At 56.5% G+C, this 17,462-nt stretch carries 23 protein-coding genes; 10 read left to right on the top strand and 13 right to left on the bottom strand.

Features of this window, described 5'->3' with window-relative positions; genetic code table 11:
* The first annotated feature begins 116 nt into the window (after positions 1–116).
* Both PH558_RS27655 and PH558_RS27650 read left to right on the top strand, forming a co-directional pair.
* Positions 117–296 carry a hypothetical protein gene (locus PH558_RS27655; RefSeq protein WP_285207758.1) on the top strand — a complete coding sequence of 60 codons (180 nt, stop codon included), beginning with the start codon at positions 117–119 and terminating at the stop codon, positions 294–296.
* A 28-nt stretch (positions 297–324) separates the two neighbouring features.
* Positions 325–660: a hypothetical protein gene (locus PH558_RS27650; protein WP_285207757.1), complete on the top strand. Its 336-nt coding sequence runs from the start codon at positions 325–327 to the stop codon at positions 658–660.
* Between the two features lie 174 nt (positions 661–834).
* Here PH558_RS27650 and PH558_RS27645 read toward each other — a convergent pair whose 3' ends face one another.
* Entirely contained in the window at positions 835–1,380 is a 546-nt protein-coding gene (locus PH558_RS27645) for a BON domain-containing protein (protein ID WP_285207756.1), read from the bottom strand.
* A gap of 67 nt (positions 1,381–1,447) precedes the next feature.
* The gene (locus PH558_RS27640) at positions 1,448–2,176 is read right to left on the bottom strand and encodes an MgtC/SapB family protein (RefSeq protein ID WP_285207755.1); all 729 of its coding nucleotides are present in this window, start codon (positions 2,174–2,176) and stop codon (positions 1,448–1,450) included.
* Between the two features lie 245 nt (positions 2,177–2,421).
* Between PH558_RS27640 and PH558_RS27635 the strand changes: the two genes are divergently transcribed.
* Positions 2,422–3,333: a DMT family transporter gene (locus tag PH558_RS27635; RefSeq protein ID WP_285207754.1), complete on the top strand. Its 912-nt coding sequence runs from the start codon at positions 2,422–2,424 to the stop codon at positions 3,331–3,333.
* Positions 3,334–3,474, top strand: coding sequence for a hypothetical protein (locus tag PH558_RS27630; protein ID WP_285207753.1), 141 nt, complete (start codon positions 3,334–3,336; stop codon positions 3,472–3,474). It abuts the gene before it with no gap.
* A 25-nt stretch (positions 3,475–3,499) separates the two neighbouring features.
* On the opposite strand, the gene PH558_RS27625 is transcribed toward PH558_RS27630, so the two are convergent.
* Complete coding sequence (locus PH558_RS27625; protein WP_095438384.1) at positions 3,500–4,120, bottom strand: hypothetical protein; 621 nt, start codon at positions 4,118–4,120, stop codon at positions 3,500–3,502.
* A 382-nt stretch (positions 4,121–4,502) separates the two neighbouring features.
* Here PH558_RS27625 and PH558_RS27620 point away from each other — a divergent pair, with 382 nt between their 5' ends.
* Positions 4,503–5,348: an alanine--tRNA ligase-related protein gene (locus PH558_RS27620; protein WP_483314199.1), complete on the top strand. Its 846-nt coding sequence runs from the start codon at positions 4,503–4,505 to the stop codon at positions 5,346–5,348.
* Between the two features lie 218 nt (positions 5,349–5,566).
* Here PH558_RS27620 and PH558_RS27615 read toward each other — a convergent pair whose 3' ends face one another.
* Positions 5,567–6,184, bottom strand: coding sequence for an invasion associated locus B family protein (locus tag PH558_RS27615; RefSeq protein ID WP_285207752.1), 618 nt, complete (start codon positions 6,182–6,184; stop codon positions 5,567–5,569).
* Positions 6,185–6,369: 185 nt separating this feature from the next.
* On the opposite strand from PH558_RS27615, the gene PH558_RS27610 reads away from it, so the two are divergent.
* Together PH558_RS27610 and PH558_RS27605 are read left to right on the top strand one after the other, a co-directional pair.
* Entirely contained in the window at positions 6,370–6,711 is a 342-nt protein-coding gene (locus PH558_RS27610) for a hypothetical protein (protein ID WP_285207751.1), read from the top strand.
* A gap of 195 nt (positions 6,712–6,906) precedes the next feature.
* Positions 6,907–7,197, top strand: coding sequence for a hypothetical protein (locus PH558_RS27605; protein WP_162738077.1), 291 nt, complete (start codon positions 6,907–6,909; stop codon positions 7,195–7,197).
* A 17-nt stretch (positions 7,198–7,214) separates the two neighbouring features.
* Here PH558_RS27605 and PH558_RS27600 read toward each other — a convergent pair whose 3' ends face one another.
* The 5 genes from PH558_RS27600 to PH558_RS27580 all read right to left on the bottom strand — a co-directional run bounded on the left by PH558_RS27600 (position 7,215) and on the right by PH558_RS27580 (position 10,637).
* Positions 7,215–8,108, bottom strand: coding sequence for a CsgG/HfaB family protein (locus tag PH558_RS27600; RefSeq protein WP_285207750.1), 894 nt, complete (start codon positions 8,106–8,108; stop codon positions 7,215–7,217).
* A 143-nt stretch (positions 8,109–8,251) separates the two neighbouring features.
* Entirely contained in the window at positions 8,252–8,542 is a 291-nt protein-coding gene (locus tag PH558_RS27595; protein ID WP_095438963.1) for a curli assembly protein CsgF, read from the bottom strand.
* A gap of 59 nt (positions 8,543–8,601) precedes the next feature.
* The gene (locus tag PH558_RS27590) at positions 8,602–9,111 is read right to left on the bottom strand and encodes a hypothetical protein (RefSeq protein ID WP_285207749.1); all 510 of its coding nucleotides are present in this window, start codon (positions 9,109–9,111) and stop codon (positions 8,602–8,604) included.
* Positions 9,108–9,536 carry a curli-like amyloid fiber formation chaperone CsgH gene (csgH, locus tag PH558_RS27585; RefSeq protein WP_285207748.1) on the bottom strand — a complete coding sequence of 143 codons (429 nt, stop codon included), beginning with the start codon at positions 9,534–9,536 and terminating at the stop codon, positions 9,108–9,110. Before csgH ends, PH558_RS27590 begins: the two co-directional genes overlap by 4 nt.
* A 27-nt stretch (positions 9,537–9,563) precedes the next feature.
* Positions 9,564–10,637: a hypothetical protein gene (locus PH558_RS27580; protein ID WP_285207747.1), complete on the bottom strand. Its 1,074-nt coding sequence runs from the start codon at positions 10,635–10,637 to the stop codon at positions 9,564–9,566.
* Positions 10,638–10,984: 347 nt separating this feature from the next.
* Between PH558_RS27580 and PH558_RS27575 the strand changes: the two genes are divergently transcribed.
* Genes PH558_RS27575 through PH558_RS27565 form a run of 3 tightly spaced genes read left to right on the top strand, consistent with a single transcriptional unit; the run spans position 10,985 to position 12,274 of the window.
* Positions 10,985–11,449 (top strand): hypothetical protein, encoded by a 465-nt coding sequence (locus PH558_RS27575; protein WP_285176627.1) that lies wholly within the window; start codon positions 10,985–10,987, stop codon positions 11,447–11,449.
* A complete protein-coding gene (locus PH558_RS27570; RefSeq protein WP_285207746.1) occupies positions 11,433–11,843 on the top strand; it encodes a helix-turn-helix domain-containing protein in 411 nt (136 codons plus the stop codon). Before PH558_RS27575 ends, PH558_RS27570 begins: the two co-directional genes overlap by 17 nt.
* Before the next feature lie 5 nt (positions 11,844–11,848).
* Complete coding sequence (locus PH558_RS27565) at positions 11,849–12,274, top strand: DUF6941 family protein (RefSeq protein WP_092714135.1); 426 nt, start codon at positions 11,849–11,851, stop codon at positions 12,272–12,274.
* Between the two features lie 496 nt (positions 12,275–12,770).
* Here PH558_RS27565 and PH558_RS27560 read toward each other — a convergent pair whose 3' ends face one another.
* The 4 genes from PH558_RS27560 to PH558_RS27545 all read right to left on the bottom strand — a co-directional run bounded on the left by PH558_RS27560 (position 12,771) and on the right by PH558_RS27545 (position 17,363).
* On the bottom strand, positions 12,771–13,538 hold the full coding sequence (locus tag PH558_RS27560) for a response regulator transcription factor (RefSeq protein ID WP_069615132.1): 768 nt from the start codon (positions 13,536–13,538) through the stop codon (positions 12,771–12,773).
* 258 nt (positions 13,539–13,796) lie between these two features.
* Positions 13,797–14,633: a Crp/Fnr family transcriptional regulator gene (locus PH558_RS27555; protein ID WP_162751507.1), complete on the bottom strand. Its 837-nt coding sequence runs from the start codon at positions 14,631–14,633 to the stop codon at positions 13,797–13,799.
* Positions 14,634–14,721: 88 nt separating this feature from the next.
* A complete protein-coding gene (locus tag PH558_RS27550; RefSeq protein ID WP_285207745.1) occupies positions 14,722–15,942 on the bottom strand; it encodes a polysaccharide pyruvyl transferase family protein in 1,221 nt (406 codons plus the stop codon).
* Complete coding sequence (locus PH558_RS27545; protein ID WP_285207744.1) at positions 15,939–17,363, bottom strand: hypothetical protein; 1,425 nt, start codon at positions 17,361–17,363, stop codon at positions 15,939–15,941. Before PH558_RS27545 ends, PH558_RS27550 begins: the two co-directional genes overlap by 4 nt.
* Positions 17,364–17,462 lie beyond the last annotated feature (99 nt).

Raw genomic sequence — 17,462 nt, 5'->3', positions numbered from 1 at the left:
CGATGGTGCTGAAGAATATGGAGATTTTTCCGCTTTCTCTCCATAGCCAACGAAACGGCAGTCGAGCTTCCTACCCATCCGATTTGTAGCCTTTCCAATGTTCGAGGAGATGAAAGATGGATAAGCCTTTGAAGCTTCACCGTCTGGTCTCCATCGCGGCCGACGACCCCCGCAAGCGTCTTTCGCGACAAAAACCATATGCCCTCATCGAGGTGAACAATGGCAAAGAATATAGTCAGCGCGGTGTCGCCGAAGGCACCATCGGCGTCGACACCATCATCTCCACCCAGGTCTGAGTGGTCGCGCCTTTCGAACAGCCGCAGCATGATAGCCAAATCCGGACGCTTCCTGCTGATAACGGCGCTAACGGCTGTCGTGTCATCGAATTTCGTGTTCGCACAACAGCAACCGAACGACGATCGATGCAAGGCAGAGGATACCAACCGGCAGGCTGACAACAAGCATGCGGAAAGCGGGCAGACGTCGGCGCCGGACGGCAATTCCAGCCAGAAGCTGTCCGACTGCGGCGGCGTGCTGAAACCACCGTCAGTTGGCGACAGCAAAATGGAAAAGCCCGCGCCGCAGGTCGGCAACACGCCTGTCATCAAGCCCGGCGATCAGCCGAAAGAACAGCAGAACGGCCAACAGCCAGGCGAATAATGCCGATCTGTCTTATGGCTTTGGTTCGGGTTGCTCTATGGGACCCTGTGTGACGGCACCCGAGTCTCGATTATCGCTCGACGTAAACGGCTTGATGACGAGAATCGCCAGAATGGACGCGATCATGAAGCCGAAAATGAGGAGCAGAAGCATTCGCATGTCGAAGTCCTGATCCTATGAGGATTTGCGCACGGTAAGATTGCTGTCATGCCCAGTTATGCCGCTGGCTTGCCGGGAGATCGCCTCGGCGCGCTGCTTGGCCTCGTGATTTTCGACGGATCCTTCGACAATGACGCGCCCGTGGCTGACGGTGACGAAGATGCTCGCCTCGTTGAGCAATCGATCGGCTTTCAACCTGCCTTCGATTTCGGTACGGATTTCCCCATCCGTTCTTTCCTGCACCAGCGTAGAGGTCTTGGCTGGCAGGTCTTCAGAGATCCTGCCGTCCCCGACCTCCCCTGATCGGGAGATCGTTCTGATATCGGAAATCTTGACGGAAACTTCATCGGCCGTTTGCTTGCGCTGCCGATCGCATTCGGCTGAATCCTCGCAGCGTGCGTCATCGGTCCCATGCTCAGGCGGAATTTCCTCTGACGAATGTCGCTTCGTTTCCTCGGCTGCGATATCCCCCGAACCACCGGCTGCCTGATCAAGCGCCTGAAGTGTGCGTATATCGCCGCGTTCCGGAGAATCCTTTGCCTGTTGCTTGGTTTCGGTCATGGTTTTCTCCCTCTTTGATTAGGGACAAACTTTCACCGCTGCGGAATGTTCCGATCTGGGACTTGTCTCAAGTTCCAGTGGTCAGCATTTCCAAAGATACGACCTTATAATGCTCTTGAAGGGACGTCAGCAGCTGCGCACCGCCGCCATCCAGCCCTGCCTGCCGCCATCGCACCTCGTAGGAAATATGCGCAACTGCCTCGGTCGAGCCCGCCGCCTTGCCGACAAAAGAGAAGACATATCCGAGCGGTTCAAGCACTGCCTGCATATCGGTGATCCCAACGCCGGCATCGCAAGGCCGCTCTATCACGATACGCGCCTTCTGCCTGCGCGGGATCAGCCTGTCGAACTGCTTAAGCGGCGATAGCACCACAAATGCAATGAGGGCGCCGGCCGAACCGACAATGAGTTGACCGCCGCCGATGCATAGGCCAACGGCCGTCATGATCCACAGCGTCGCAGCCGTCGTTACGCCGGTGACGAGATCTCCGCGCTTAAGGATGGCACCGCCGCCGATGAAGCCGACGCCGGTCAGGACGCCGAGTGGAAAGCGCAGCACATCCATCGAGGCAAACGATTGTGACGTCTTGCCCAATGTGGACAGCAGGAGATTAGCCTGGATCATCGACAGGCACGCGGCAAGCCCGACGAGAATCGTCGTGCGAAACCCGGCCGCGTGCCCGCCCATCTCTCGATTGATGCCGATCAGACCTCCGGCGACGATAACCAGGACCAGACGGACGACAATATCCAGCCAATCCGCATCCACCTGCATGATATCGCTGAGGTCAGGCATGATGTCCTCCCAAGGAGTGTCACCACCGGGATTTTCCAGTTGGGGAACATCGTAGAAGGCGTTTCGTTCCATCCTCGATCGGAGCCGGTCAGGAAAACCACCATTGAGGCAGCATGATGATATGTGGCTCTCTTGTCAGTTCGAGGGAAAGCGCTTAGCCAGAAGATCGCTCGCGCCACTATACCGCGAACTGCTTCCTGCAATGGGAAGCGACCATATCGATTCGACATACCCTGCGAGGCCATATGATTTCCGAAAACCGTGAGAAGGGACCCATTGCAGGGATTGCGCTCGCCTGCGCGGGATATGCCTGCTTCTCACTTCAGGACGCGATGGTGAAGTGGCTGGTCGCCAGCTACGAAGTACCGGAGATCCTCTTCATGCGAAGTCTGGTCATCGTGCTGGTTGCAGGCGTACTCGTCCGTTATCGGCGCCATCCGTCAATTTTCAAGAGCCCCTATCGCGGCACGGTCACCCTGCGCGCCGGGCTGATGCTGCTTGCCTGGCTGCTGTTTTACAATGCGGCCCGCTATCTGGGTCTGGCAGAACTGACGACACTGTACTTTTCGGCGCCGATCATCGTCGTGGTTCTGTCGATCTTCGTTCTCAAGGAGAAGGTCCATGCGGGCCGCTGGATCGCCTGCATAGGAGGCTTCATCGGCGTGGCGATCGCGGCAAATCCAAGCCATTCGCCCAACCTCCTGCCCGCCGCCATGTGCATCGTCGCGGGTTTCTGCTGGGCTTGGAGCACGATCCTGATCCGGCTCGTCAGCCGAAGCGAGACCACGCTTACCCAGATGTATGCCACGAGCCTGATATTCGGCATTGCCTGCGCCCTGTCATTTCCATGGACATGGAAGACCCCTGACGCGAGCGGCTGGGCACTGATGCTGACCCTCGGCATTATCTCTACGATTGGGCAGTTTCTGCTCTATGAGGGCTTTCGATACGCACCCGCTTCGACGCTGGCGCCCATCGAATATAGCGGCCTCGTTTGGGCTTTCGTGTACGGCTATGTGATCTGGGCCGAGATTCCGGCGACGAACGTCTTTGCCGGCGCCCTCCTCATCATCGCCTCGAGCTTCCTGCTCATCCTGTGGGAGCGCCGCATGGCGCGCCCAGAGGAAAAACGTGAAATACTGAGACGCCACCGGTAGATGGCCCGCCTGCTCTCGAAAACCGCAAGCCAGCCGCGCGAAAACGCGTGGCGGCTTTACGGCAAGGATACCGAAGATCGGGCTATCAATCGGCTGAAGCCGATCTGCCAGATCGCGCCGCACTCCGGGTCTTCGACCTAGCACACGCCGTTGTCCCGAAAAGCCGTCACATTGCTTTGCCGCCAGCCAGCCGGGCTGCGCGCTGCCGGCGGTTCGCCTCCAAAGCCCGCTGAAAATCCAGATCGGTTTGCGCGTGGTGACGGAGATCCTCGAGAAACTGAGAGACGCCATCAAGCGTATCGACGACGACATGTCGCAGACCGCCGCCAGCATCGATCAGGTCATGGCTGACGCTCACGCCGAAACCCCCGGCGACCTTGCGAAACCACGCCGAGCGCCAGCGCTTGAAACCGTCGGGATCCGACTGAAACTCCGCAAGCAGGATCTTTTGCTGGTCAAGCCGCGCGAGGAACGCCTCAACCACGCCCTGCGAGCCGGCCTTCGGCCTTTCAGCCTTCCTTGCAATCCATTTTTCAAGAAACTGAAACCCGGGCTGCGAAGCCGTTGCTTCATCATGATCGATAACCGTCTCGGAATCCGGTGTCGGCTGCGCCGCGCAATCCGCGGGCGCAGACGCGCTTGGCTGCGTTTCCTGCTCCAGCGCCAGGGTCTGCTTTAGATCGGCAGCAAGCTCTCCCCAGATCGATCTTGCCGATTCGACTGGCTTTGCTTTCGTTCGGCGGGAGGATTTGATTTCGATAATGAAGGGTTTTGTCTGTTTAACCATGATATTTCAGTGTGTGCTCGACGACGGAGCGCAATTGATGGACAATCAGCATTGATGAGCGGCTGGCATTCTCTGAGAACAGCGACCGTCGTGCGGCGATCGCTTGCGATCACTATGGGCCAAGGCCGTACACCAAACCGATCGATGAAGCAATCTCGCCGCTCCCGTCCAAAAAAGCCGTCAGCACACCGGACCAGATCTACAGCAAAAACAAGACAGGCATGTAGCAAAGGTGAAGAATATCCACCTCTTGAAGCAGCATGCTCTTTCTGTCCGGCAAGGTGAAACTCGCATCTTCGCATTGCAGATCCCGCATCGTGTCGCTATGTTTTAGGAAGGCACACGAACAGCAAAGGAGGTTGCCTATGTCATCGCGGGACGCCTGATCCAGCAATATCAAGACTTCTGCCTTGCCAAAGGCATCAAATTCACACGCATAGACTCCGTAAGGCCGCACGATAATACCACGCTCTTCTGCAACGCTGGGATGCAGCAATACAAACACCTCTTCACCGACCCTTCCCATATTGGTACTGTCGCCAACACTCAGGCCTGCTTGAGAATGGGCGATTTCGACGAGATCGGGGACGGAACGCATTTCCTTCATTTCACGATGCTGGGGCTTTTCTCGTTCAGGGAAATGACTGTCGGCGACGCCATCGATTTCTGGCTCGAGTTTCTCGGAACCCTTGGCCTCGTGCCCGATCATGTCACGATCCATCCGGATCGCCTCGAAGAATGGACGCCGTTCTATCGCGGCCGCATTCCCGTTATTCCGGATGACGAATGCACCTGGAGCGACGGCAGCATCAGCGGATATTGCACAGAGTTCTATAAGGAAGGCATCGAAATCGGGAACATTGTCAATCCGCTCGGAACCTGTATCGACGTCGGTTTCGGCGCCGAACGCCTCGACATGATCGTGAACGGCACTCCGCCGGCTGATGCACTCGACACGTTGCGCGACACGGTCACGACGATCGTGGAGAGCGGCTACAAGCCGGGAAACAAGGAGCAGGGATATGTCTTGCGAAAGCTCCTTCGCCGCATTCATGTGATGGTCGGAGCACTGGACCATCCCTTTTTCGAACAGGAAGTCGTGCGTCAGGAACGATTGCGCTCCAGATATTTGCGCCTTCGCGAAAAATATCCCGACATGCCGCCGGAATGGTGGTTCGACACGCATGGCATCGATGTCGCCGACCTGCAGGCGATGAGCGGAACGTAGCGTCGACTGATGATGAAGCGGCGAGGGAGATCGTGCGAGCGGTCGCCTTCGCCGCCCTTCCGGAAACACGTGAGGACGTGGAGCCGACCAATTCATGGGAAGTCGGCAAGATCCTGAATTTCCGGAGATCACTTTGTGCCCGCTGGCAGTGATATCGGAAGCTTTCTATTTGTAGCCGTAAAAAGGTGACGTGCGACCGGACGGAAGCGTCTCAATCATCATCCGCTATCTGCCTGCATTGCCTGAAAGGCGGCGCCGAAGCCGGTCAGAGAGATTGGAAGCTCCGCCATGTTTCCCTGCATCATCCGGATCGAGACTTTTCCCGACTTTTCCTTCATCAAGGCGGCTAGCATCTCGGGTGGGCACAACCCCTCCACCAGGCATCCTTGCGTGGTGCAGCGCGATACCTTCGCCATTGTCGAATATTTGCTGCCGAAGCCAATCTTCACACCACCCTGAATAGCAAAACCGAGCGGAAGAGCCATCTGCATGCCGACCTTCTTGTCCGCGGAACGCGCCATACTGATGACCATGAACACCTGCTTTTGATCCGGTGACGTCAATCGGTAGACGATCTGGCAGTGCGGCTTCATCGTTTTGTCGGCCGCGCATTGCAATGTCCACGCATCGAACTTCTGTTCGGTAATTTGCGGACCGGCCGGTGCGGATGTAGCCGGAGCTGGCGCCACGGCATTGGATGGATTGGTCTTGCCGGCATCCGGCGTCACATCTTGAGGCCCCGATTGCGGCGCCCCTGAGCTATTATCAGCCCCAAGCGCGGAGGAAACACCCGCTCCACAAAGCGAGAAAACCACGCAACAGACTAATGTCTTCAAATATAAATTCATGCCATCCTCCCGATTTTGTTTGCAATTTTATAGTAAAATTGAAATAATGTCGAATATCGATCAATTTCAAATTCGTTTAAAGAAGATAAAATTTCGAAGAATTTCAATTCATTTATTCAATGGGGGAAATATAGGCGTTTAATATCCTGATAAAACGCAGGGGAACGATTCAGATGACATCAAAACTCGTTTTCGGTTACTCCCTGATCGTCATGCTCGCGCTGACCGAGGGCGCCGTATGCGACGAAAGTTATCTGCAACAGGCTTCCTCCGCGGAAGCAAATCCCGCCTTCGTCGAACAGCTGCCGGAGACATCCGTCATGCCCGCCCACCAGCTGCCGACTAATCGCCGGGCGACACCGCGCAAGCAAAGGCGGGCATCACGAACACAGGCAAACGTCCGATTGGTAAGCAGCATCTTTCCGAATGTCGGCAATGGCGTGACCGAGCGGGCCGCACCCGCACCGACCGATGGCCACTTGCCGACGGTTGGATCGGGCACAGTATCACGCTGACTGCATTTCGACGGCGGACAATGAGATATGCAGCGGGCGATCGTCTCGTGCGCGCGGCCAAAGCGAGACCGCCGATAAGAGCAGCAGCAAATATGGAACCGAAGGGTTTTCGGCCAGCTGAAATTTCGAGAGCGGCATGTTCGGAGCCGAGAATTCGATATCGGCTCGAGAGTGCGATTCAGGAACAGTATCGACATGATGCATCCCAGTAAAATCATTGCTGTTACGACCATCTTGCTTCTTGCCGGCACGCTTGGCTCAGCCGATGTCCTAGCAAGCAGCCAACCCATTATCCGACGTTCCGGATTTTCTGAGACCCAAATTCCCCAGGTGAAAGGACGTATTCCGCCGAGGACGAACGGTAACCTGGAGAAAGGACCTGCCGCCAAGGCTCCGGTCAAACCAAATCCGAATGCCAGCATCCAGAATGGAGCGGCGACCTGCGGACCTGACAACGCACAATCTGAGATCTGCCGGAAAAAATGATCTGGCGCCGGCAACGATCATGAGCTCTTCGGCCTGTCCTTGACCACAATGGGCTGGGACGCGGCCTCCACGGCCGGTTGCGCTGCGCTGGCGGCGGGAACGGCGACTGCCGGGCCGATCGGCCGACCGTTGGCATCGAGCTTGTACGTCATGGCTCTTTGATGTTCGTCCAGATATCGCATAAACGCCGCGCCGGCCGCCGCATCCCTGAATTGCCACAGCCCGTTCCTTACGCCCTCGAAAATCAGCGAATAGACTGCGAGCTGGATACCTTCCTGGACGCCCAAGGTCGTGGGCGCATTTCGTGTAATACCGCCCTCGATCTGGAGCAGCTGGTCGACGCCGACGAAACGGAACGCCGATCCCTGCAACTGTACGGAATAGATCGTCTTGGTCGTGCTGACAGAGGCTAGCACCCGGCCCGTACTGACGCTGACGGCCCGCAAGGATACGGTCACAATGTCCTTGCGGTACTGCGTGTTTCCGCCGATCCCGAGATAATTGGCACCGATCCCGCCCGTCGTTTCATTGGAATCATAGCCGATGATACCGCCATCCAGCAGCACGCCAGCAAACCGGAGCGGCGGGATGCCGCCAGCCTTCGCGCCGTAAACCGCCGACCTGGTGTTCTGGATGATCTGACGCTCCTGCAGCAGTGATTGCAGATCCGTGCGCTCGACGACATTGAACCAGTCGCCGTTACCAGCCTTGGTCAGCACGTCAGTCAACAGCTGCGCGCCGCCCTGCGTCAGAGCACGGGAATATTCGGCAAAGTTTTCGTTCGGTTTGTTCTGTCCTGTCAGATCGGGAAACGAATAGACCGCCACATCGAGCTTTTGTATGGGTGGCGGCAGACTCTCCAATGCCACACCTGACTTGGTGGCAGGCATAAGCGTCGCTGGAGTACTCATAGGGTCGAGGCTGCTGCCCGCGGCGGCGCAGCTGCCAAGACCCAACCCGCATAGAATGGCTGCGACAGGAAAACCAACATGTGACATGGCCGCTCGAATAAATCGCTCCCAACAACGCCGAACGATGACGCAATCAACTTGGCTCAAGGATTGGCCGGCACCTGGCCGCTCTGGATCACGATGACCGGAGATGTTCCGGTTGAGCCCGTACCTTGATTGACATTCCCAAGATTGCTCAAGGCCTTATCGAGACCGGAGAGATCCGGCGTCTGCTGCTGCCCCGACTTGACGCCGGCACCCTGCGTCTGTGCCGTCGAAAGCAGGAATGAACCATTCAACGGATTTCCCCCGAATGTCGGATTGGTCGGCTGATAGACCAATTGCCCCGCCATAGCCGGCGCCGTCATCAAGGCTAACAAACCAACTGTAATCATCGCCGCATCTATTCTCATTACTATTCCCCTCCCTTGTTTTCAAAGGCTGCTGCGCCCACTCAACGTTTGATAAGCAAGCCGCCACCCGGCAAACGCGCGATCAGCACATTGACAGGTGCCGAACCAGCAGGCTGAAGAACACTTACGTTCAGGCCTGCGCCATTCAGCAGTACGACATTCGACTTCAGATTATTGCCGGATTGCAGGACGTTGATATTGCCGTAGTTCCCTATGATACCGGCAGTCGAGCTGTTACCCGTTCCTGATTGAAGGTGATACACGCTGTTGCGCGTTCCTATTTCTAGCGTCCTTGCCAGGTTATTGCCTCGTGGCACTATGATTGCTTCCGGCGTACTGGCCATACCTGCTGAAAGGTAGGACGACGAAAGATGATATTGTTGCTGCTGCTGAGGTGGCAGATTTCCGAGTTGCACCGTCGTCGTGACATTCACCGGGATCTGGGCGACATAGGCCGTCTCGGCTCGGCATTCCGTTGCAATCTGGCAGAACGAAGCAGCCAAGACGAGAGCGGCGCCGAGCGCGAATTTCGTATCGTTCAGGCGTTTCATTCTGATAATCTGCATTGTGATGTACCTCGATCGGTTTCGATCAACAGTCTTGCACTCAGCTCTACCCCGTTTTCTGCATCGACCATTGTCGTGGCAAGAAGGTTCTCTGCTCCTGGCTTTAATGCGAAGCTACCTTGCTGAATGCTCTGGCTTGAACCTGCTGCGCTATGTTTGAAAAGAACCAGCCTGTATGTTCCGGATACTGCTACTACAGACTTTGCAATCGCCCGCACCATAAGAAACTCATCCCTCCTGTCTGCTCTGATCAGGCACTCAAACTCGGCCTGAGACGAGGCAGGAGCGGCGTACGCGAACAACAAGGCCGCGGACAAGAAGGATTTCAGAAGCAAGATGAATGTTGATCGCCCGACATTGATTCCGGCATACATGGCTGGTTCAGCTGCATTAAAGGAGGAGGCGGACATTTGCTTTCGCCTCCTCCATCGGCTCACTCAGTGCTGGACCGTAACGGCCGTGTTGCGATAGCCGAACTGGGCCGTAACCGACGTGTTTGTCAGGCCGCTCGAGCTGGTCTGAGAGGTAACGGCATAGTTTCCCGAACCGATCTGGATGGTTCCCTGAAGGTTCGAACCGCTGACGGGGAACACGGTTTGCAGTCCCGATTGCGAGGCGATCGCGGTGTTGCGATAGCCGGCCTGCACGATCATCGAATTGTTGGAGCCGAGCGGATTGGCGATCTGGGATGTCAGAGCGGTGTTGCCCACACCGAATTGCGCCGTGGTCGCCTTGTTCGTGCCGAAGAACGACGACTGGCCGGTCATGGCGAAGTTATGCGCGCCCGCCTGGAACGTGTCTTGCGAGTTGTTGCCGCCCGCCTGATCGGCGAAGGATATGTTGCCCCAACCGAATTGCGTCGTCGACGACGAATTGCCGTTGAAGCCGATAACACCGAACTGAGAGGTGACGGCAAAGTTGCCGGCGCCGACCTGCAGCGTCGTCTGGTCATTGCCGCCGCCGTCCTGGCCGACGATGGCGCCGTTACCCCAGCCGAACTGCATGGTACTGGAGTCATTTCCGCCGTGCTTGCCGTCGGTTTGGTTCGTCGAGGCGAAGTTCAAGCCACCGACCTGCAACGTGTCTTGGGAGTTGTCTCCTTTTGACTGATCCGCGAAGGCAGAATTGCCGAAGCCGAACTGGGCGATCGTCGAGTTGTTGTCCGCGCCGTCCCGCTGCAGGGTCGAGGCGAAGTTCATGACGCCGGCCTGGAACGTGCTCTGATCGTTCGTCTTGCCTTTCTGGTCGGCGAAGGCGACGTTACCGTCACCGAATTGCAAGATGGCTGATGTGTTGGACTTGGCCTTGTCCTGATTGGTGACGGCGAAGTTGCCGACGCCATTCTGGAATGTCAGAGCATCATTATTGCCAGTGTTCTGACTGACGAAAGCACCGTTGAACGCACCCACCTGGCCGATAAACGATTCATTTTCGGCTGGCGGCGACGGTGGTCCGGCAAGTGTCAAAGACGTGCTTGCCAGCAAGACGGCGAGAGCTCCAATCGTCCTCATGTGATCCTCCCTGTTCTCCATGACGGGGCAAGCGACCATTCGCCGCCCTCGAGCTTTTTAATAGGCCGCGGAAGGAGAACCGAACAAGAGAACCGTTCGGACTAAGACAGCAACGCAGATCTATGTGAAATAGAAATAGCCTACCTCGAAATGAGTAACGGATTAGATGTGTATCGCTATGACGTATGAGCTATACTCTTCTTTGATTAGGCGTTCTAACCCATATGAAAGCTAGATAGATACAATCCAAGTGTGCAGCAATTCATGCTACTCATAGATAGCTTCGATGAAAGGCTTGCCACATGATAATGGATTAGTTGACAGCTATGGCTACGTTTGACAGTCTCGTGGCATCCGAAGCAATCGTTAAAGTTGAGATTCAGCTTGGTCGAAAGCAGTCACCCAAGCGGCTGCTTTTCGCGACGCCAAGCTTTGTGAACTGGTTGAGCGAACGCGTAAGCAAGGACGAACCATCGTCGCTCGGAGCGGTCCTCAGGCCTGTCGAGCAGCTGGATTTTCTTTTCTATACTTTCGTTTCGGGGAAACCACTCATTCATTGCAGACAATTCCGGGCAATCCGGGTCGAACGAAATGCGGTTTGGGAACTGAAGACTGTCGATTTCCGCATATTCGGCTGGTTCGCCATGCGCGACTGTTTTGTCGCCGTCTTTGGAGACTGGGCCGACCATGTGAAGGACCATGATCTTTACCGCGGCTATCGGCTGGAGGTGCGCCGATTGCGCCGCACGCTTGGTGTGGATGATGCGTTGTGCGTAGAGGGAGTAAATCCGGAAGATGTCATTTCGGTTTGAGATAGGGGCGCGGGCGCGGGCGGCCAGCCGTTTCATCGCAGATGTTCGTAGCGACCTGGCCGCCGCCGTCCTCGAAAGGCGGTCGCAGAAAGGGTTTACTCAGCAGCGACTTGCGGAGTTGGTCGGCGTCAGCCGAAAGGATCTGAACCGTTATCTCTGCGGGCAGACAGAGCTTCCGCTTCGTTCGATTGCGGATCTCGCCTGGGCGCTCGACAAGGAAATCCACATTGAGCTGTGCGATCCCAAGGGGTCGGCAGCAGACGGCGGTTACCTCTCCGAAGCGGAGACGCGGGCGGCTATTCATCCCGCTCGTTCCGGCGGAGCGGTTTCCTGGAGCTCTTCAAGGGCCATCCGCACGATAATTGCTCGTGGCAACAACGATCGGGACGATTGAAACACATGCGCTATGGATATTGCATCTTTTGCGACGACGTTCGCACCGAAATCGGCGAAAAGCTCAGCTTCATCGGCGTCTATAGCGGCGTACTGATGCTGCCGGAATTTCCCTTTTCACTGCCGAAATTCTGCGTGCATGTGAATTTGATCACCTTGGCGACGGAACCTTACCGATCGATCGTTTTGCGCTGCACTGCGCCTGGCGACCGTCAGCCGCTTCTTGAAGAGCGATTGGATGCCGCTCAGCTCAGCGAGCAGAAGGATGTCGTGGAGGATGCGGAGACGAGCGATATTCCGATCAACGTTGTTGTCGGCGCCAGCCTTGTCTTTTCACCGCTAAGATTGCGTCAGCCAGGTCTCCTGACCGTCAGCGCGATCATCGACGACAAGCCTGCGGAGATTGCTTCCCTGCGCGTCGCCCAACGCTGATCGAGAGCATTTCTGCTTTGGGCGCAGCGTGGGAAATGCTTCATCCCAATTGCTTTCACGCAATTGTGCACGCTAAACCGCTTTCCCTTTTGCTGGAATTACCAAGAGCCTGCATGTACTTCGGCCGCCAAACAATATCGGCATTGCCGAATGCGGTCGTCCTTCGACATTCCGTCGCAACGATGAGGATATTGCCCCGCTCGTCGCGCCAACGACACAAAGCTCAAACGCCGGAAAAACATGTCTACGGCGGCCGGTCTATCAGGGTGTCGGCAAGGCAGTTCAAATGTGCGGGAACTCGGCCTTTGCCTGTGATCTTTCGGCGGGAATCAGCCGCCGGCACTTTTCCGTCAACTGACTATGGCTTTAAGAGTCGGGGTTTTGCGAACCTGCCCTGCAAGGCATTCCCTGCGCCGGGGCCGATCGCTTCCAGCTGAAGCGACACGGCGCTTTCCGGCATTATTTACATGATCGATGGCCGCGGTCGGCCGGCCTGTTATCGAACGAGTTCCCGGATCTTGTAGGCAACTTCCGTCCGGTTCGTCGCATTCAGTTTCTTCATGATATTGCGAATGTGCACTTTGACCGTGCTCTCGCAAAGATCCATCTCATAGGCGATGATCTTGTTTGCCTTGCCTCGCCTCAAAGCCTCCGCGACGACGACTTCGCGTGGCGTAAAGAGGCTGTCTAGGCAGCAGTTGCGGCTGGCCACGGGTGCGATCGCCTCCTTGGCAGCCAGCAGGCTGCTTGCCGGCACGAAGACACCGCCCGCCCGTGCGAGAGCCACCGCCTCGGCGGCAACCTTGATTCCGACGCTGGTCGGGATATAGCCACGGGCGCCGCACTCCAGCGCATGCAGCAACTGCGCAAGCTCGTCGCCATCAGCGCCCACGATCACCGGGCTCGTCTGGAATCTTTCCACCAGAGCGCAGATCTTGGCACTCACATCCGCGTCAGAAACCTTGCGGCCGCCGATCATGAAGAGAACCGCGGACGGTAATACTTGCATATTGCGCATCTGCCATTCGTCGAGCGAACCTACGGTGACGATATGCATGGCGCTATCGCATTCGGTCAGACTTTTCGACAGGCACTCGCGATCGAGAGCGCGAGAATCTATGAGAAGAATATAGTCTTCCCATTCATCGATCCCGGGCGTGCCGGATGCGATGAATGGCCTCAACGTGTCGGATGTCCGAACTGAAATGATGCGTGCGCCCGTGTCTGACGTGAATTTTTCACTTGTGAGCGATTGTCCAATCATGGCCGTTACCCCCAACTTTTAAAATGGCCTTTGTATTTCTTGCAACCATTAGAGTATTTACTCGATTTAAAGAGAATAACATCCGTTTAAGCCGAGGCTTTTCTTGAGTTCCCATATTTCTCCCCTCTTTTTAGGTTTATGTTACCGTAGTAATTGCTTATTTTGTTTTTCCGCGCATTAACATATGTTAATAATGAATTTAAATATTGCATAAAATAATTCTTTCTTGCTCCATTAGTAATGGAGACAAAGTATTGCTCAAACCATAGTTGTATCGAAACAGGATTCGTCGAAGTCGACGAGATCGGCTAGACGCGGCCGATCGAGAAAGGCGACAATGCCGTTGCGGAAGGACAGCAGGCCCGCTTCACGCATGTCCCTGAGGACGCGGTTGATGTGCACGGTCGACAGGCCAACCGCGTCACCAATATCCGCCTGGGTCAAAGGACAATCGAAGTATTCTGCGTTTGCATAGTCTCGCGAGGTGCCGATGCGTGCCCCGAGCTCGAGCAGCAGGTAGCCGGTTTTCTCCAGAGCGTCACGGCGCCCTATATTGGCGAGCCTCTCCGACATGCGCGCCTGATGTCGCACCAGTTCAGCAATGACGATACGATAAAAAAACGTTGGTGCTTCGATCTTCGGCAGAGAGGTGAAGTCGGGGAAGACCATCACCGTGACATTGGTGATCGCTCGCACGGTCTCGCGCGAAAGCGCCGTCAGGGATGTCGAAATCATATCGCCACGCAACACGAATTCCGTCATGAAACGCGTGCCGTTCGGCAGCATCTTGCTGCGCGAGGCCCACCCATCGAGCACAAAGAGAAGACGCGGCGTATCGCTGTCGTAGTCGCAGATCGCACTACCTGCAACAAAAGTCCGCGCTACACCACCGAGGCTGCGAATATGCTCAATTGAAAGCTGCGCTGCCATGCCGTCATCCCCTCGGACGAAAAGCATATTTCGAATGCTCCAAGTGCCATTCGAAAATATATTTTTCGTGAGTTCCAAGTATTTAATACCATAGAAAATCCACGATGTCTTTATTGCAAATCGATATCCGCTGTTCCTCGAATTTTTACCGCCATAGCGGGACAAAATTCGACGCCTTTATGTATACTTTTTAGTATTTCCGTCCGCGTCACAAAATCTATACTAACCGCCTCTTGTATCGTTTTGCGTGCACCTATATTTGCGACATAGCACATTGGTCGCGCTCGACCAGATGCCGCCGCATGTTGGAGATTCCGGCGCGGGCTTCCGAAATCGTGTCGCGATGGCGGCGCGCCTCTATGCCTTCCTGCTGTGCTGCCTTCAGGAGCAGGGCGACGTGCTTCGGCGGCGGCGATGTTCCCTTTATGAAGTAGGTTTCGCGCCCGACCGAGTTGAAGAAGCCTTCGACCTTCCTGTCCCAAGCCAAGCCGACATGCGGAATTCCGAGTGCATAGGCGGCAATGCAGGCGTGCAATCTGTGAGCTAGAACCACATCCGTCGACTGGATGATCTGGATGAGATCGATCGGAAGCCGCGGCCGTCTGGAAATATCAAGGGTGCCGGACCTGACGATACGATGCTTGGCGACAGAAGCACCGATACGCTCCGCAAAGGCTTGATCCTCTTTGGCTCCGTTGCAGAACAAGACCACATGCTGGCCGTCATCCAGGAGAAGTTCGATCAGATTCCGGTAGGCTTCAACATCGGCAAAGGGGATACCAGCGGTCTGAACGGCACCGTGCCGATACAGGACGATGGGATCTGTCACGCACAGACCTATGGTCAAAGGGCCTTTGAACGGAACGCGCGCACCCTCATGCCCCCGTGAGGCCTGGATCAGCAGTCCGGGATCACGCACGATCTTCGCACCAGGCCCATCGGGAAAGTGCTCGCGCCAGGTATCCTGCGCAAAACCGTCCCGCACCGAAAGATGAACAAGGCGCGCTTGCTTCAATCGGGCAAAGAGATGATATGCGGGCTCCGACCAGTGGCCGCCGACCCCAACCGCATAGATCGCCAGCGGCCGATCGTACCGTACGACGCAATCGAGCACAGCACCGATCTTCAACGGGAAATTGAGATCGTCGTCCTGAAACAGGTTCCCGCCGCCGATCACGACGGCATCGGCAACCGCAACCTTCTCTTCCCATTGTCCGCGAAGCGCGCGCAGCCTGCGTTCCAGGACTGCGCGAACAAGCCGCCGACGGGCGCCTGCGGGCAGTCGATGGAGCAATCCCAGCACGAGCCGTCTGCGGCCGCCATGACCTGTCGCGAAGGCCTGACGTCCGGCAAGATCGATCGTCTCCACTTCGATCTCATCCCTGCCGTTCGCTAAGGCGGATTCGATGCATTCAGCAAGCAGCCCGTCGCCAAGGTTTTCGCTGTATTTGACGTTGAAGACGACAATCTTCATTGCAGCTCCCCGATGGTACGCAACTGCGGGCTGTAGTCGCTCCGGATCTGCAGTGCGCCGACACTCAGCGCGGAAATGCAGCCAGCGAGGATGTAGAACATCAGTCCGAGGTCATACACCGTACCGGACGTGGCCGCTGAAATGAGAACCGTGATGATCCCGGCCTTGGCGGCGCGCAGAACCGCAGTGGTTTCCCGCGATGATGGATGCGAGACGCCCAAGTCGGCCATGAGCAGCCGAGCGACGAATATCGCAAACAGCAGCGTGCCGAAGATACCGATATTGGACAGCAGCACCAGCCCGAAGCTCGACGCCCGCGCGCTTCCAAGGCCGGCGCCAAAGCCGCTCGTGTCCAGAAAGGCCTGGTAAGCCATGGCGTTCCACATGAAGCGCTCGCGCCCTGATTGACTATCGGCCTTCGAAAAGAGCATCTCGTCCAGAAAATCGTGCAGATTATGCGCGAGCTCCGGCATGACGATGAGAACGAAGAAGACGACGAGCGGCATGCTCGCCAGAATGGACACGATCAGAACGGGCCGGCCGGCGCCGGGTTCGCGACGGGAGGCCAGAAATGACTGCAGGCTGAGGATCGGCAGGATGGCGGCGAGCCCGACAAGTGCGGTCGCCGACGTCGACAGGATCAGCGCAACCAGCAGCAGACCAGAGAAAGTGCCCGTGGCCTTCGAGCGGATGCCCCCAAGCCAGAGGCTGGTGACGATGGCAAACAGCACGAGCGTGAAATCGGCGAAGGCCGAGGCTTCGGGAAAAGTTCCTGAAATGCGCTTCAGCCCGCCCTTTTCGGCATTGGTCAGGAGTGCGTAATTGGCTGTCCGCACGAAACTCAGCAGAAAGTCCGTATGGGTGAAATGGGTCACTATATCGGCGAGCGCGAAGCCGAGATTGACACCGACGACAACCAACATGCCGTTGATAAAGGCCGAAGGGGTGCCCTGACGCCGAAAGAAGGCAAAGGTCGTTATGAAGCAGATGAGGCCGCCCAACGCGTAAACCGATTGAGTGATATTGTTTGAAGAGAAGCGTAACGGCACCAACGCAATCAGATTACGTGCCCCTATCGATCGTTCGACCGTCATCGTCTGCGTCATGCCTTGGAACATGCGCGGGAAGAAAATCGCAGAGAAGATTCCGAAGGCCGTCAGAAGCAGCAGAAAGAAACCTGGACGCCAGGGAGCCAGGGCGCCGAGGAGCGGTCCCTCCCCGTGGGCCGCAAACAACCGTGCGGCGAAGAATATCAGAAACAGGCTCGGAACGAGTACCGATGCACCACCTAGACCGGGTATGCTAAAGGCTGCCGCCGCACCGAATACCGTCGACAAAACCATGATGATGAACGACCATCGCACAGGCGCGGTCAGCGCAACAACTCCTACAATCAGTGTTACGAGCCCCATGGCATTCATGTCTGGCAATCCGGTTGTTCTGCCTCAATGTCGCCGCAAACTACCACGGTGCCATGCAGCTGTATTTCCGCCGCACCTAAGCCTTTTGGTGGACGTTAT

It is taken from the genome of Rhizobium pantanalense, assembly GCF_030182525.1.
Lineage (GTDB): Bacteria > Pseudomonadota > Alphaproteobacteria > Rhizobiales > Rhizobiaceae > Rhizobium.
The sequence above is the reverse complement of the archived record's forward strand: the minus strand, read 5'-3'. Positions and strand labels throughout refer to the sequence as shown.